Origin of the sequence: Methanoculleus sp. (assembly GCF_036677455.1) — an archaeon.
Classification (GTDB): Archaea; Halobacteriota; Methanomicrobia; order Methanomicrobiales; family Methanoculleaceae; genus Methanoculleus.
The window spans coordinates 237,883-252,259 of sequence record NZ_JAVBWL010000007.1; the positions used below are offsets into that span (position 1 = coordinate 237,883).

The 14,377-nt window shown below is 63.6% G+C and carries 15 protein-coding genes; 3 read left to right on the forward strand and 12 right to left on the reverse strand.

From position 1 onward, the window contains the following. Positions 1-30: 30 nt before the first annotated feature. From V6K60_RS02730 to V6K60_RS02755, 6 genes are all read right to left on the reverse strand, one after another. Positions 31-1,293, reverse strand: coding sequence for a hypothetical protein (locus V6K60_RS02730; protein WP_332448978.1), 1,263 nt, complete (start codon positions 1,291-1,293; stop codon positions 31-33). 43 nt (positions 1,294-1,336) lie between these two features. Then, entirely contained in the window at positions 1,337-3,382 is a 2,046-nt protein-coding gene (locus tag V6K60_RS02735) for a M13 family metallopeptidase (protein ID WP_332448979.1), read from the reverse strand. A gap of 70 nt (positions 3,383-3,452) precedes the next feature. Beyond that, positions 3,453-5,057: a sodium:solute symporter family protein gene (locus V6K60_RS02740; protein ID WP_332448980.1), complete on the reverse strand. Its 1,605-nt coding sequence runs from the start codon at positions 5,055-5,057 to the stop codon at positions 3,453-3,455. A 328-nt stretch (positions 5,058-5,385) separates the two neighbouring features. Next, the gene (locus tag V6K60_RS02745; protein WP_332448981.1) at positions 5,386-6,291 is read right to left on the reverse strand and encodes a cache domain-containing protein; all 906 of its coding nucleotides are present in this window, start codon (positions 6,289-6,291) and stop codon (positions 5,386-5,388) included. A 111-nt stretch (positions 6,292-6,402) separates the two neighbouring features. Further along, the gene (locus V6K60_RS02750; protein ID WP_332448982.1) at positions 6,403-6,897 is read right to left on the reverse strand and encodes a hypothetical protein; all 495 of its coding nucleotides are present in this window, start codon (positions 6,895-6,897) and stop codon (positions 6,403-6,405) included. 55 nt (positions 6,898-6,952) lie between these two features. Next, on the reverse strand, positions 6,953-7,240 hold the full coding sequence (locus tag V6K60_RS02755; protein ID WP_332448983.1) for a hypothetical protein: 288 nt from the start codon (positions 7,238-7,240) through the stop codon (positions 6,953-6,955). A 247-nt stretch (positions 7,241-7,487) separates the two neighbouring features. On the opposite strand from V6K60_RS02755, the gene V6K60_RS02760 reads away from it, so the two are divergent. The 3 genes from V6K60_RS02760 (at position 7,488) to V6K60_RS02770 (ending at position 9,732) form a co-directional block, all read left to right on the forward strand. Further along, the gene (locus V6K60_RS02760; protein WP_332448984.1) at positions 7,488-7,973 is read left to right on the forward strand and encodes a PRC-barrel domain-containing protein; all 486 of its coding nucleotides are present in this window, start codon (positions 7,488-7,490) and stop codon (positions 7,971-7,973) included. A 135-nt stretch (positions 7,974-8,108) separates the two neighbouring features. Next, positions 8,109-9,380, forward strand: coding sequence for a chloride channel protein (locus tag V6K60_RS02765; protein ID WP_332448985.1), 1,272 nt, complete (start codon positions 8,109-8,111; stop codon positions 9,378-9,380). A 91-nt stretch (positions 9,381-9,471) separates the two neighbouring features. After that, on the forward strand, positions 9,472-9,732 hold the full coding sequence (locus tag V6K60_RS02770) for a DUF3303 domain-containing protein (protein WP_332448986.1): 261 nt from the start codon (positions 9,472-9,474) through the stop codon (positions 9,730-9,732). Positions 9,733-9,741: 9 nt separating this feature from the next. Here V6K60_RS02770 and V6K60_RS02775 read toward each other — a convergent pair whose 3' ends face one another. The 6 genes from V6K60_RS02775 to V6K60_RS02800 all read right to left on the reverse strand — a co-directional run. Next, complete coding sequence (locus V6K60_RS02775; protein WP_332448987.1) at positions 9,742-10,533, reverse strand: ABC transporter ATP-binding protein; 792 nt, start codon at positions 10,531-10,533, stop codon at positions 9,742-9,744. Continuing rightward, positions 10,533-11,585, reverse strand: coding sequence for a FecCD family ABC transporter permease (locus tag V6K60_RS02780; RefSeq protein WP_332448988.1), 1,053 nt, complete (start codon positions 11,583-11,585; stop codon positions 10,533-10,535). The genes V6K60_RS02775 and V6K60_RS02780 overlap by 1 nt, the downstream gene beginning before the upstream one ends. 11 nt (positions 11,586-11,596) lie before the next feature. Further along, positions 11,597-12,811, reverse strand: a complete 1,215-nt coding sequence (locus tag V6K60_RS02785; protein WP_332448989.1) for an ABC transporter substrate-binding protein — start codon at positions 12,809-12,811, stop codon at positions 11,597-11,599. Then, positions 12,808-13,335 (reverse strand): hypothetical protein, encoded by a 528-nt coding sequence (locus tag V6K60_RS02790; RefSeq protein ID WP_332448990.1) that lies wholly within the window; start codon positions 13,333-13,335, stop codon positions 12,808-12,810. The genes V6K60_RS02785 and V6K60_RS02790 overlap by 4 nt, the downstream gene beginning before the upstream one ends. 121 nt (positions 13,336-13,456) lie before the next feature. Beyond that, positions 13,457-13,966: a pyridoxamine 5'-phosphate oxidase family protein gene (locus V6K60_RS02795; RefSeq protein WP_332448991.1), complete on the reverse strand. Its 510-nt coding sequence runs from the start codon at positions 13,964-13,966 to the stop codon at positions 13,457-13,459. 3 nt (positions 13,967-13,969) lie between these two features. Then, a partial coding sequence (locus V6K60_RS02800; RefSeq protein WP_332448992.1) for a hypothetical protein occupies positions 13,970-14,377 on the reverse strand: 408 nt, incomplete at its 5' end.

A 14,377-nucleotide genomic window follows, 5' to 3' on the forward strand; every position in this document is an offset into this window, starting at 1 on the left:
TGACGCGGCGTCCCCTATCGACCCCGGGGATTACGCCGCCGCCTCGCCGGCCCTGATCCTTCCGCGGTCGCCAGCCACCGTCTCGGTGACACGCATGATGGCACCGACGTCCGGCGTCACCATACAGACAGGGAAGTAACCGAAGAGCGACGCATAGTCGATCTTGAGCGCCCGGCATCGGGCCATGTCCAGGGTTATCCTCTCGAGGTCTTCTGCCATCCCGGGGGTCACGGCGCCGCTCCGCGACGCCGATGCGAGGTCTTCAAGGGCCGGGAGCACCTCCTCGCGAATCGTCTCGATCCGGGACGATAGGAGGGAATGAACGAGCGACCGGCTGTAATCTCCCTGGAGGTGCCGCACGATGATCGTCTGCGTCAGAAAGATGAGGGCAAACATACCGGCCCCGAGCTCGGTCTCGGCCTCGGCTGATATGAAACTGGCGTAGGTCATCCCGGGGAGGACGATCGCCGCGATGGAGATGATCCCGGCAACAGTGGTCACGACGGCAACAGTGAGCGCGTACTTCAGCCCCTGGCTCCAGGCCTCGTTATATCGCTCTTTGATGCGTGACTGCATACCGAGAATCCCTGCAAAGAAGCCGCGCGAATACGGCTGTACATACACGATCGCGCCGTAGAAGACGATGATGGCGGCGGACTGGATGACGACGATCACAGCGGAGTACGGCGCGAACGCGCCGTTCAGGATCCAGCCGAGAAGTGCGAAGACCGAGGAGAGGGCAAAGAGCACGAGAAAGCCCGGGGCGAGGGGCTGGCAGTTGATGAAGAAGAGGTTCCAGCCGAGTTCATAGAGAGAGCTCCTCTGCTCTGTGAGTTGTCTGAGCATCTCTATCGCATCGGCAGGGACGGCGGCGCTCCTCTCGAGACTCTCCCATGAGATGATCGCTTCAAGGCTCTTCCTCTCGCGGTTCCTGAGATCGTTGAAGTACCTGACGTAGGACTTCAGGTCGCCGGTGTTGGTCGGGAGCAGGAGGAGGAAGGGATTGATCATCAGGAATATGAAGGACGCCATGATCCAGTAGAGGTAATACTCCCGGGTATACGCGAGTAAAAGCCCCAGATTGAGCAGGACCGCCGCTCCGAGGATGGGCGACGTATAACGAAGACTCCACTTCACCCCCTTCAGGGTCGCGAGGTCGTCCTCTGCCGTCTTGAGGATCTGCTCCGCCTCGGCCCGGGAGTATGCAAGCTTCTGCGAGAACTCGCCCGGCGAGATCACCGGGTTCTCTGCCACACTCTTCCTCCCGAACAGGTTCCCGTACGGCAGTTTCATTGATCATCATTTCTCCGGCATTATTCATAAAAAAGGGGTTTCTTCACCAGATGACCGGCCTCTCCCGGGCCTCCCGATAGAGCGCATCGCCGGGCTGGATCTCCGGGAATGCCTCATAGAACTCCGGGATGTTGAAGAGGACACCGTTTGTCCGGAACTTCTTCGGGGAATGGGGATCGGTCAGCACCTGGTTCCGGAGTGAGTCCTCCCGGTCGTTCGCACTCCAGATACGCGGCGCCGCGAGGAAGAACCGCCGGTCCGCTTCGGGGCCGTCCGAGAGGTTCTCCGTCTTCTTCCAGGCGTGGTAGGCGAGCGTCAGGCCCCCGAAGTCGGCGATGTTCTCGCCGAGGGTGAGGTTCCCGTTGACGTAGAGGCCGGGGAGGGCCTCGAACGCATCGTACTCGGCCACGAGCAGCGCCGTCTGGTTATTGAAGTTCGCGGCATCCTCTTTTGTCCACCAGTCCTTCAGGTTCCCGTCCTTATCATACTGCCGGCCCATGTCGTCGAAGCCGTGCGTCATCTCGTGCCCGATCACCCAGCCGAGAGCCGCGTAGTTGAAAGCGGGGTCTCTATCGGGATCGAAGATCGGCGGCTGGAGGATACCCGCAGGGAAGACCATCTCGTTTCTGGCCGGGTCGTAGTAGGCGTTGACCGTCTGCGGGGGCATAAACCAGACACCCCGGTCGACCGGCCCGCCTATCCGTTCAAGCCCTTCAGGCCCGTGGATGAAGGAGTGGGCCTCAGCAGCGCGGACGTTGCCCATGTACGAGTTGGAGAGGTTCAGATTGGTGTAGTCGGTCCGTTGGTCGGGATACGCGATCTTCTCCCCCATGGCGGCAAGCTTCTCGCGGGCCGCGGCCTTCGTCGGTTCGCTCATCCAGGTGAGGTCTGCGAGCCGCTCATCGAAAGTCTCCCGGATGGCGTGGAAGATATCCGACGCCATATCGCGGGTCCGGGGGTCCACGTATTCGGCGACGTATGCCTGGCCCACCAGGTCACCGAGGAGTTCGCTCTCCGTATTGACGACGCGCTGCCACCGCGGTTTCATCTCCGGGACGCCGTTGAGCGTCGTCTCGTAGAAGGCGAAATGTTCCTCTTCAAACGATGCGTTGAGGTAGGGGGACGCCTGGTCGATGAGCCGGTAGCGCAGGTAAACCTTCCAGTCCTCGACCGGGGCCTTCTCGAGCAGGGTACCGAGCCCCTCCGCGTAGCCCGGCTGGTAGACGTGCACCCGGCTCACCGGCCCGGAGCCCGGGATGGCGGCAAGGGTCTCCCACCCGATCGCGGGATACCGCTCCTCGAGTTCGGCAAGCGTATAGACGTTCGTGGTCTTCTGCAGGTCGCGGTTCTCCACCGCGCTGAGATGGGCCGCGGCAAGGGCCACTTCCATCGCATAGACAGTGTCCGCGCCGGCGCGAGCCTGTTCGTCCGGTTCGCCGCCGAGCGCCAGCACCCGGGCTATGTGCTCCCGGTAGGCCTCCTGTATCTCGAGGCTCTCCGTGTCGTTCCGGAGGTAGTAATCCCGGTCCGGCAGGCCGAGCCCCCCCTGGTAGAGGTAGGGGACCATCTCGGTGCTGTTCTCGGGGTTGGCTCCCGCCCCGTAGAAGTATACCGGAAAAAACCCTTCTTCCAGGAGAACGATCGTGGTTTCGGCCAGATCGGTACGGGAATCGATCGCATCGATCGCCGAAAGAAGTTCGGAGAGCCCGTCAAGCCCTTCCTGCTCGATCGTCCCGGTATCCATTGCGGATCGGTAGAACTGCCCGATGAGGGCCGTGTTCCGGTTCGCGTCCTGCGCCGTGAGGGCCGAAGCGTTCAGAAGAAGAGCATGGAGATCGTCGTCCACCCGGTCCTGGATCTCAGTGAGGGTCGTGTAATACTGTTTGTCGGCCGGAATGGGGTGCTCTGCAATCCATGCATCGTTCACGTAAGCGTAGAAGTCGTCGCCCGGCCGGACGGACTCGTTGAGGGCGAATCCATCGTCCGGGGCCTGCGATACGGCATCGGGGACCACCGTCCCGGCGGGGGCGGAGCACCCGGCGGCTCCGAGACAGGCGATCAGGAGAAGGGTCACGAGAAGGTGTTTCACAGAGAGCGTACCGCATTTGCGAAAATAAGGGTTTTGGTATCGTCGCGGCCACAAAGCGAGGAAAAAACCCTCACTCCTCCTCGCCGGCCGCCGCCGGGGCAACGGCCACAGGATACCCCCTCTCCGTCACGACGCCCGTCGTCTCGAGTTCCGGCCATTTGAGGACGGCACCGTCCGTATCCTTCAGCGGGACGGGCGGATGCGTCTTCTGCGTCAGCATCGAGACGACATACATCGCGCTCCCGGAGACGAGCGTCGGGCCGAAGGTGAAGAAGATCGTCCACTCGTTGTCCGGAGGGACGAGGGTCAGCGTTCCCCGCTGCACCGAGAGGATGACGGCTCCCGCGATCGTCGTGAGGAAGCCGCCCGCCATCGAGGCGATGGCGCCGGGTGCGTTCGCCCGCTTCCAGAAGAGCCCGCAGACGAGCGCCCAGAAGAGGCAGGCGAAGAGCAGGGTGAACCCGAAGATCATCAGGTCGTAGAGGCCGGGCGCAACGAAACTGATCCCGATGCTGAAGAGTCCGATACCGACGACGAGCGATCGGGTGAGCCGTAGCACGGCTTTATTGTCCGTGACGCCGTCGGAGACCGAGCCGCGAAGGAAGACGGTCGAGATCGCAGCGGCCGCCGCGAAGATCGCGGAGCTCGCCGTGGACATGATCGCCGCCATCAGGGAAGCGATGAAGATGGCCATCATCCAGGGAGGGAGCAGCGTCTTTGCAAGGAAAGGCACGAGCAGTTCGGGGTCCTCGGCAAGAATAGCCCCGTCGATCAGGCCGGTGCTGACCATCACGATCCCGAGCAGGCCGATGAAGATCGGACCGATGCCGGCAACCCAGTACAGTATGGCGCCGAGGAAAAGGCCTCTTCTTGCCGTCCGGTCGTCACGGACGCAGAAGACCCGCTGCGAGATGTCGAGCGACGCGAGGCTGCCGAGCCCCATGCCGCACCACGCGGCAAGCCAGGCCATGACGCCGGTGACCGTCCAGCCGAGGCCGCTCGGAGAGTTGTTGCTGGGGAGCATCGACCAGAAGTCGGTCGGGGTGTTTGCCGCGATCACATCCATCCCGCCGGCGTATGCGACGCCCGTCGGTATCAGGACGACGAGCCCGAGAAGGATGAGCACCATCTGGATGTTGTCGGTGATGATGACGGCGAGCATGCCGCCGAGGTAGGTGTAGGTGATCACGATCAGCCCCGCGACGAAGGCGCTCTCGTTGCCGGGAAGGCCGACGAGGACGGTGAGGATCTTGCTGATGGCGAGGATCTGCACCGAGGTCCAGAAGATGAGCGTGGGGACGGAGAGGAAGGAGGCGAGATATGCTCCCCGCGCCCCGTACCGCAGGTAATACATCTCGCTGAGAGACGCGATCTTCATCTGCCGCAAGATGGTCACGAAGAAGGCCGCCATCAGAAGGAGCGTGATACCCGAGGCCCACGGGTCCGCGATGGTGGCGAGCAGGTGCCCCCCGTAGGCCGCACCGGAGCCGCCAAGAAGCGTCCCGCCGCCCCAGAATGTGGCAAACAGCGTCCCGCCGATGAGGAGGGGGCCGACATTTCTGTTGGCGACCAGGTACCCCTTCGACGTCTCGACGCCGCCGCGGCGCTGGACGATGAAACCGATGGCAAGCATCGATGCGAGGTACAGCAGGATAATCAGGAGTTCAAGGGTCATCCGTCAACCAGTACAGATTTTCTTCCGGCATTTTGAGGATTTCGAAATGTATCACCGCCTATTGCGGGAAAACTCCCGAAAAATCCGGATAAATGAAGCGTTACGGGAATTTGGGCTTGCTCGGGCATTACGTCCGATATTGGAGAGGACAGAGAATGAAGTATGCAGAGAATCGAAGATCCGGTGCAATCCTGCCGGAGGGCCCGGATGAAGAGATGGGATCTCCGCCGTCCCGATAGAGAGCACGCGGGAAGACCTGAACGGTGTATCCACAGGGAGACTTTGAAGGGCCCGGTCCCGGGTTTGCTGTACCAAAAATTAGAGGATATTATGCGGTATTGTCCCGGTGCAGGGTCAGGGCGCCCGCCACCGTTGCCGTATCACCGCCCGGGTTCGTCCAGGCGATGAAGAGGGTATCCGGATCGGCCAGGGACCCCGTCGCCCACCCTCCCGGCTGGTCGATGAACGATATGGTCTCTTTGTTGGGATCAAATATGCCTACAAACGTCTGGTTCTTCACCGTTCCGTCCGGCAGGGAGAAGACCTTGAACCCGTTGATGACCCGGCCGTCCTGCGCGGTGACCACCCACGTGTTCTCGCCGGCGGGCACCTTCTCGACCGTCTCGTTCAGGAAGTACACGGCTCCGTCGTCCGCTCTCCAGGTCCCGATCATCTCCGGATAACCGGCGAGGGCCGCCGCAGGCAGATCGAGGGGTCCCGTGTATATTCCGGAGCCAAGCCACCAGTCCTCATCCACCTGCACCGCGTACGCTAGTTTCGACTCAAGCGTCCGGTCACGCGTGGGGTTGATGTATGCGATCCGGTGGAAACCGTCCCCGTTCCTGACCGCATCGTTCATCTCCGCAAGGAAGATCCCCACGCCCCCCTCGGTCTCGTTTAAGCGGTTGACGCCGACCTTCTCCGGGTTGACCGGGTGGGCGAGGGTGGTGCCGTTGAAGTCGTACGCGTAGATGTAGAGCTCGCCTTGAACGAATGACCCGTTCGGGTCGTTGAACTCGGCAAGTGCGGCCTCTTTGCCGTTCTCTTTCACATAGGCAACCGCGCTCTCGACGAAGGCGACGAGCGTCTCGTTCGAGGTGTACTGCACCTCCGGTACGGTGGTGTTCTCCGGTGTCGAGAGAGCGGCACCGGACCCGCTCTGCATGCAACCGGCCGAGATCAGCGACAGGCCAAGAAGAAGCATGACTGTGAATGAAATCGCGATAGATCTCATTCTTCTAGGTTGGTTTCGCCTGCATATAGGATTTGCCGGCAGGCTGGTTCCCGATAGCCGCGTTCCGGCCGCCCACCCCTCCGGAAGCGCCGGGGCGGCGAGCCCGCGGATCTACCTTCCTCCCGCCCCGCTCGCCGCCCGCTCCGTCAGCCACGAATAGAACTTCCGGTGCCAGAACGGCACGTCGACCGGCCGGGAGATCGACTGCCAGGCTGCCCACATCACCCGTTCGGAGAGACTCTGCCACTCGCCCGCCCGTCTGGCCATATCATCTGCCGGTTGCCCGATCGCGTGCAGGATTTCGTGCCAGATCCGGAGGATGAGCGCCTCATCATCCGTATCCTCGCGCGTGACGCGGATGCTCGCTCGGTTCTGCATCCCGCCCCCGAGGGCGCGGGCGGGGATCGCATCATCGAAGACATAGACGGTCCCATCGGGGACCGGGAAGGGGAACCCTTTCCACATCGGGTCCTTCTGGTCGAAGTAGCGGACTTCCGGGGTGCCGGTCCGAACCGTGAACTCAAAGAGCGGCGGGATGAGCCGCAGGTGCGGTTCAAGCCTCTGCCGCAGTGCTTCGGTCTTGAAGAAGAGGTCGAAGTGAGGCATCGGGGCCGCATTGGCGCAGGGGCTGATAAATCATGGGGTCGGGAAGCCGCCCTCGTCACGGTGCGGTTCTACGAGGTCCCTCCGGACCCGCCTCCTGCCGCTCGTCGATCCAGGCCCGGGTCCAGGTCCGGAGGTCGCTGATGCTGGCGGACCCCTGCCGACTGCGCATCTCCCGGAGGTGGTCCTCAAGTTCGTCGGCCAGCGAGAAGATCAACTCCTCGGATGCTTCTTCCGATAACGGCCCTTTCGCCCGCAGGCGGGCAGCGCCCAGGTCGAGAAAGTGTTGCAACTCGCCTGTTGCCTCGAGGATCGTGGTGAGATCCAGTCTGACAGTAGGCTCCATGAAGAGGGGATTAACGCACGCAGTACATAATCCCATCCATTTGTTCCTGAGTCCGCAGCAGGCCCCTTTCAACAAATAAGCACTAACCTTCTCGAAAAAGGCCTCAGGAGTTCACCTGCTCCCTATCAGGCAGGGTCGGATTCGGTGAATCTGTTGCGTACGGGCACAATCATTTTAAGGAGGCCCGGCACTCACTGCACGCCACCTGAGGCGGGGGTACCCATCCGGATCTCAGGAGGCGATGGAGATGAAGAAGATGCAGGAACGTTCAGAGGTAGTTCTGGAACGCAGGACACGGACAGCCGGGGAAGAGTGGTTTATGTCGGCCGACGATATCCTGGATAAAAAAGTGATCAACCCGCAGGGAGACGACCTCGGGGGGATATCGGACATGCGAATCTCCTTCCCCGAGGGAAAGGTGCAGTACCTGGTGCTCAAGTATGGGGGCATGCTCGGTGTGGGGGCAAAGCGATTCGCCGTCCCGCCAGAGGCCGTGATCTACCGTCCCGGGGACGATAACTTCGTCGTGAACATCGACAAACAGCGGCTGGACGACGAGCAGGGCTTCGACGAGGACAACTGGCCCCGGGAAGCGGACTTTGGCCTGATCCAGTCGGCCGGGGCCATGACGCCGCCGAGCCGGGAGGAGGTGGAGGCCGTGAAGCAAACGGAAACCCCGCCGCCGGAGGTCGTCACGACGGAGCGGGTCGAGACGCGGCCCAGGCGGAGATAATCCGAAACGGGAGAGTTTCCCGGGCGGCAACATCTCTTTCCGGCAGGCTCGGGAGCCTGCCTCCTCGCCGCCAGGGCAGAGCGCCGGGGGGGCAACCGCAAGGATGATTACGCAAAAGGATGAACTGGCGGCATCGTGCCTCCCATACCCGCATCCGCAGGCGGTCCGGCGCCGCGCGAAACGCCGGCCGATGGTGGAACTCTCAGGCTATGGCAGGTCGTCCTCATCGCCATAGTCGCCATTGTCTTCACCGTCGTCTACCTGGAGATCTACGGGCTGCTCAACCACCTCATCTGGTTCGAGGAGGGCGTCCTGAAACCACCCCGCTGGGCGATCCCCGTCGGTGTCCTCACGTTCTCGCTCCTTGTCGGCCTCTGCCGGAGATACCTCCGCGCACCGACCGTGATCCACGGCGGGTTCACGGAGTCGCTCAAGGGCGGGGGTGAGAAACCTGACTATCGGACCTTCCCCGGCGCCTTCCTCTCTTCGCTCTTCTCTCTCCTCTCCGGGGCAAGCGTCGGCCCCGAAGGGGTCATCACCGTCCTCATCGGCTACATATCGTCCTACACCCGGGATAGACTGAAGATCGGCTCCCCGGCCGCCGCACTCGGGTTTGACGTCGCAGCCCTCGCCTCGGCCTTCAACGGCATCGTCGGTAACGTCCTCTTCACGGGGATATTCGCCACCGAGTTCCAGGTCGGCGGCAGTAAGGACGCCTTCCGGCTCCTCACCTGGAACCTGCTCGCCGGCACCATCGGCTACCTCTTCTACCTGCTCCTCGGGCTCCCCTCGTTCGCCCGGAGCATCCCGTTTGAGCCGATCGGCGGACTGAACCTCGCCTACATCCTCTACGCGGTCGCCCTCGGCATCCTCGGGGCGCTGCTCGCGGTCTTTATGGGGCTCTCCATGCAGGCCGCAGGATCGGTCATGGAGAGGGTGTTTGGGGATGCGGTCATCCTCAGGGTCCTCGCCGCAGGGGTGATCATCGCGTGCATCGGCTACTTCATCCCTGAAATACTCTTCTCCGGGGAGGGACAGATCGGCGGGATCCTCGCCGACCCTGCCCGGTTCGGGGTTGAAATGCTTCTTTTCATGGCAATCCTGAAGATCCTCCTGCTTGCGCTCTCGTTTAAGAGCGGGTATCTCGGCGGCCCGATCTTCCCGGTCATCTTCTCGTCCACGCTTGTAGGGCTCGCCCTGAACCTGCTCTTTCCGGGCATACCGGTCTCTATCTTCGTGCTCTGTATCGAGGTCGCCGCCATCACCCTGGCGCTCGGGGCACCCCTGACCGCCATCCTTCTCGTCGTGGTCGTGGGCACGGCCGACCAGAACATGATCGTGCTCCTCGTGATCTCCGCCGTCACCGCCATGTTCATCGGTGCCGCCGTGAAGGAGCGGTCGGCGTAGGTCCGCCCTGCACAAGATTTTTATACTTCGGAATCATGACGTCGACCGTCTATCCTGGTGTGTCGGGATGCGGCAACGAGGGGGGAGGAGCATGCAGTTCATAAACATATTCACCTGGGAGCCCGGGAAGACGGCCGAGATCATGGAGGCGCGGGCCAGGGAGGAGATACCGGAAGGGGTGACCGTGATCAACGAGTGGGTCGACCTCGTGGGGAACACGGTCTTCCGGCTGATCGAGACGGACGATCCCGTCGCCCTCATGAGGCTCAGTCTTCCCTGGGGCGACCTCGGCTACGGGGAGATGCACCCGGTCATGGAATCAAAAAAAGCATTATCGATCCTGAAGGGATGAGAGGGGGTCTTATACCCCCTCCCCCAGCCTTCCTGACCGGACCGGGACCATGTAGGGTGCCGAAAGGTCCCGTTTGACGACCGCCTTGATGCCGTAGACTGTCCGGAGCATCTCCTCCGTGAGCACCTCTTCCGGCGCCCCGTAGCCGTAGACCGACCCGGCCGAGAGAACGAGCAGGCGGTGGCAGTAGGTGGCGGCGAGGTTCAGGTCATGGAGCGCGATGACGACGGCAAGCCCCCTCTCTTCAGCAAGCCCGGAGAGGACCTCCATGGCGGCCATCTGGTGGCAGACATCCAGGTTGCTCGTCGGTTCGTCGAGGAGGATCACCCCGGTCTCCTGCACAAGCGCCCGGGCGATCATCACCCGCTGGCGCTCCCCGCCAGAGAGCTGTCCGACCTGCCGGAGGGCGAGGCCCCGGAGGTCGAGGAGGTCGAGCGCCTCCGCCACCTTCTCCTCGTCCTCAGGACTCACCGTCCAGTTCAGGTACGGCCGCCTCCCCATCAGAACCGTCTCAAAGACCGTCGACGACGTATGGTTCCCGGCCGACTGCGGCACGTAGGCCATCGCCCGGGCGACCTCGCGGCGGTGCATCGTGCGGATCTCCCGGCCCGAAAGAAGCACTCTTCCCCCCCGCGGAGTGAGCATGCCGTCGACACACCGGATGAGGGTCGTCTTCCCGCACCCATTCGGCCCGACGAGGCCGAGGACCTCGCCGGCGGCGACCGGGAAGGTGATCCCACGAAGCACCTCCCGGTCACGGTAGGCAAACGAGAGGTCTTCGACCGAGAGCCGCGATGTCATCAGGCATCCCTCCGCCGGAGAAAGAGGTAGATGAAGAACGGCACGCCGAGGAACGCGGTCACGATCCCGACGGGGAGGATCTGCGGCGCAAGGACGCTCCGCGCGATGCTGTCGGCGGCAAGAAGGAGAAGCGCCCCCACGAGGCCGGAAGCCGGGAGAAGCGTGCGGAAATCCCCGCCGATGACCATCCGGGTGATGTGCGGGGCGACGAGCCCGATAAACCCAATCGTTCCGGTGAAGCAGATGATCACCGCGGTGATCAGGGAGGCGATCACCATGAAGAGGATCATCGAACGCTCCACGGGCACCCCGAGACTGGCCGCCACCTCGTCCCCTTCGGCGAGGGCGTTGAGGTCCCAGGCCCGGTAGAGGAGGTAGGGGACGGTGCAGGCGAGGACGAGACTGACGATCCCGAGTTTCGGCCAGGTAGACTTGTCGACCGAGCCGAACGTCCAGAAGACCACCGCCTGGAGCTGCTCTGCGCTGCCGACGTACTGGAGGAGCGACGTCACCGCCGAGAAGAGGTACATGACGGCGATACCGGCAAGGACCATCGTCTCAGAGCCGATCCCCCGGTAGCGGGCCATCCCGTAGATGGCGAGCGCGGCAAGCAGGGCGAAGAGGAAGGCGTTCGCGATGACGAGGTATTCCCCACCGACGACCCCGGCACCGAGGACGATCGCGATCGAGGCGCCGGTGGTGGCGGCCGAGGCGATCCCGAGGGTGAACGGGCTCGCGAGCGGGTTCCGGAGGATGCCCTGCATCACCGAGCCCGCTATAGCGAGTCCGAACCCGGCCAGGACCGCGAAGAGCACCCGGTGGAGACGGTAGTCCCAGATGATGGTCTTCGTGAGATCCGGGGCGCTGAAGACCCCGGGGAAGAGGCCGGCCAGGATCGCGAGGTAGGACTCGCCCACGGTGAAGTCGGCGGACCCGAGCGTGACCGCGACGCCGATGAGGATGAGGAGGGCGGCAAGGAGGCCGCCGATGAAGAGGGCCCGGGTCTTCTTCAGCCGGGCATACCCGGTCTGGATGACGACGTTCTGTTCCATGGCTCCACCGGTCATGGGTAGACGAACGTCCCCTCCGACGCGAGGTCGAAGTCGATACCCTGGAACTCGGTGAGGTATCGCTGGTGGATGGCGTGCGGGTCGAGATCGGCGAACCGGTCGGGGTAGAACCACTTCGCGAGATAGGCGGTCCCGATGAAGTGCTGGGCGCCGCCGAGGATGTCGGAGTGGATGACGTGGACGCGGTCGTCCTTCACCGCAGAGATGCCCGACCAGCCGGGCCGGCCGAGCATGCCAGCCCGGGTGGCGTCGAGCGCGGCGATGTCGTGCCCGGCATACCCGCCGGCGGCCAGGCCCTGCCCGGCCAGTTTCACGATGACCTCCGGGTCCGCGACGAGGATTGCCTCGGGGTCGACGACGGGATACTCGGCGGTCCCGGTGGCGAAGGGGTTCATTCCGCCGGCTATCCGGGTCTTCTCGTTGTACCCCGCACTGGCCGCAACAGTCGTGTAATCGAACCAGTACTCGAAGTAGACCCGGGTCTTCTCATCGTCCGGGATATCGGCCGTGCCGTCCCGGATCCGGTCCATCGTCGATTCGTAGAAGGACGCAAACGCTTCGCCTTCGTCCTCGCGGCCGGCGATCGTGGCGATCGTGCGGATCTCGCCCGGGTAGGTCGCGGGCTTGAAGCAGTCGAACCGGAAGACCCGAACGCCGGGGCTGCTCGCCTCGAGCCGCTTCTGGATATCGTCGCATGCCGCGGTGCTGATCGTCGCGTAGAGGAAGACGGCGTCCGGCCGGACGGTGAGAACCTTCTCCATATCGGGGGACCAGATCGACCCGACGTTTACCGTACCCCGGCACTCGGGGAAGAAAGTCTCCTTTCCGTGGCTGTATTTATCGACGGCGACGACGTTTTCCATATCAAACCCTATCGAGCGCAGCGTCTCAAGGGACTCGCCGCTGAAGGTCACCACCCGGCGCAGGGGACGGTAGAGGGTCACCGTCTGCCCGGTCGAGTCGGTGACTTCGAGGGGTTTCCCGTCCCAGTGGGTGTAGACCCAGGCGGCGTCCCGGACATCGGTCCGGCTGAGGTCTCCCGCCCCGCCCATATAGGCCGAATCGAGGTAGGTGAGCGCTGCACCGACATACTCTGCGGAAGTGAGCAATCCGTCGCCGTCGGCGTCGCCGGGGATACTCTCTGCCGCCGCCGGGGCGGCGACGAGCAGGAGGAGGAGCGCGAAGGCGAGGAGGGGCCAGCGTCTCATCGGCGACCACCCCACCCTGCCGCGATGAGGAGGCCGGCGACCGCCGCTCCGGCCGCAAACGGTGAGGCGGCCTCCTGCGCCGCGGGGAGGGCGGGATACGCTCCGCCGCTCTCCGCCACGGTCTCGATGCCGTCCACCGCGACGTGCGAGGCAGCGACGGCGCCGTCAGACTCACCGAGGAAGTCCTCCCATGTCCCGGTGAGATCCCCGCTCCCGGTTGCCGGGGCCCGGACAGAGTAGGTGATCCGGGTCTCGTTCATCACCGCAAACCCGGCCTGCTGCCCCCGGACGAGGACCCGGTCGTCAGGGTGGTCGGTCCCCGCGAAGGCGTAGCCGGCAGGCAGGGTCTCGACCACCCCGCCGAGGGCCATCCCTTCGAGCGAGAGCGAGACCTCGAAGACCTCCCCGGCCCCCGGCTCGGTCGTAGAGAGCGTCCGGGCGACCGATGCGCCGGACACGGCGACCGGGACGATCATGAGCAGGAGGGCGATGCAGAAGAGACGGTTCGCCGGGATACGCAACATGGGTTTTCTGTTGTCGATCGGGTAATATGAATATTTCGTATTGTGCTAACAAGTCTGAAAATCGGGTGATTTAGAGGATATCGGGATGCTGCCCCGTGACATATGAATGACGTCCGGCCGCTCACGACCCCTCCGGCTCCCCGGCAAGAAAGCGACGCACCTCCTCTCCCGTATAGCCGGACGATTCCCCGGTCAGTGTCTCCACGTCGACGCGGATCACGACCACCCCCCGGAGCGCCGCCCCGGGATAGGACCAGTCCCCGCCCCCGGCGTACTTCTCCATGAACCGGTCGAGGACCCGGCTCTTCTCGCCCGGGTTCGTGACGAACGACGCCGTGCCGGTCCCGATGACGGAGATATACCGCATCGAAAAGTCGCAGGCCCTCTCGGCACGCACGAGTTCCACGCCGGTCTCGGCCTCAAAGCAGACCCGGTTGTTCCGCGCGAGGATATCGATCTTTCTCCCCTCGCATGCCGAATGGAGGTAAAGGCTTCTTTCGGCGTAGACGAAGTTCACCGGCACCACGTAGGGCTCATCGCCGTCGGCAAGCCCGATCCTGCAGACGAACACCTCGCGGAGGACCGCGGAGAGGAGGGCCGGGTCGGTGATCTCCTTCTCCTTTCGCCGCATTGCCTACACCATCCCCTGCAGCCCCATCGCGACGAGCAGCATCGCCGACGCTGCCGAGAGTACGAAGATCGTCACCGCCCAGACGACGACGAACGCAATGATCGCGAGCGGACTCGTCTCCTGGTAGGGGACGAGCCCCTCGTTCATTCCTTTCGCCGTCCGGTAGGCATCGTAGACGCCCCAGAGCCAGACTGCCACGCCCGGCACGATCAGGAGGAAGAGGCCGAAGAGGCTCCCGAACAGCACCAGGACGCCCCGTGCGAACTGGCCGTTGTAGGCCTGGCCAAGGCCGTTGAAGAGAAACGAGAGCCCCGCGGCCACCGCCGGGTTCTTCTTCTTTTCCCGGCGGGAGACCTCCGCCGCCGTTATAGCGTCCCTGAGCGAGACCGGTTCTGCCGCATCACCGTGCAT

Coding starts and splice junctions, on each gene's coding strand:
- V6K60_RS02760 (WP_332448984.1), top strand. CDS start 7,488: ATGAAGAAGATGCAGGAACGTTCAGAGGTAGTTCTGGAACGCAGGACA.
- V6K60_RS02780 (WP_332448988.1), bottom strand. CDS start 11,585: ATGGAACAGAACGTCGTCATCCAGACCGGGTATGCCCGGCTGAAGAAG.
- V6K60_RS02755 (WP_332448983.1), bottom strand. CDS start 7,240: ATGGAGCCTACTGTCAGACTGGATCTCACCACGATCCTCGAGGCAACA.
- V6K60_RS02745 (WP_332448981.1), bottom strand. CDS start 6,291: ATGAGATCTATCGCGATTTCATTCACAGTCATGCTTCTTCTTGGCCTG.
- V6K60_RS02740 (WP_332448980.1), bottom strand. CDS start 5,057: ATGACCCTTGAACTCCTGATTATCCTGCTGTACCTCGCATCGATGCTT.
- V6K60_RS02730 (WP_332448978.1), bottom strand. CDS start 1,293: ATGAAACTGCCGTACGGGAACCTGTTCGGGAGGAAGAGTGTGGCAGAG.
- V6K60_RS02775 (WP_332448987.1), bottom strand. CDS start 10,533: ATGACATCGCGGCTCTCGGTCGAAGACCTCTCGTTTGCCTACCGTGAC.
- V6K60_RS02750 (WP_332448982.1), bottom strand. CDS start 6,897: ATGCCTCACTTCGACCTCTTCTTCAAGACCGAAGCACTGCGGCAGAGG.
- V6K60_RS02790 (WP_332448990.1), bottom strand. CDS start 13,335: ATGTTGCGTATCCCGGCGAACCGTCTCTTCTGCATCGCCCTCCTGCTC.
- V6K60_RS02785 (WP_332448989.1), bottom strand. CDS start 12,811: ATGAGACGCTGGCCCCTCCTCGCCTTCGCGCTCCTCCTCCTGCTCGTC.
- V6K60_RS02795 (WP_332448991.1), bottom strand. CDS start 13,966: ATGCGGCGAAAGGAGAAGGAGATCACCGACCCGGCCCTCCTCTCCGCG.
- V6K60_RS02770 (WP_332448986.1), top strand. CDS start 9,472: ATGCAGTTCATAAACATATTCACCTGGGAGCCCGGGAAGACGGCCGAG.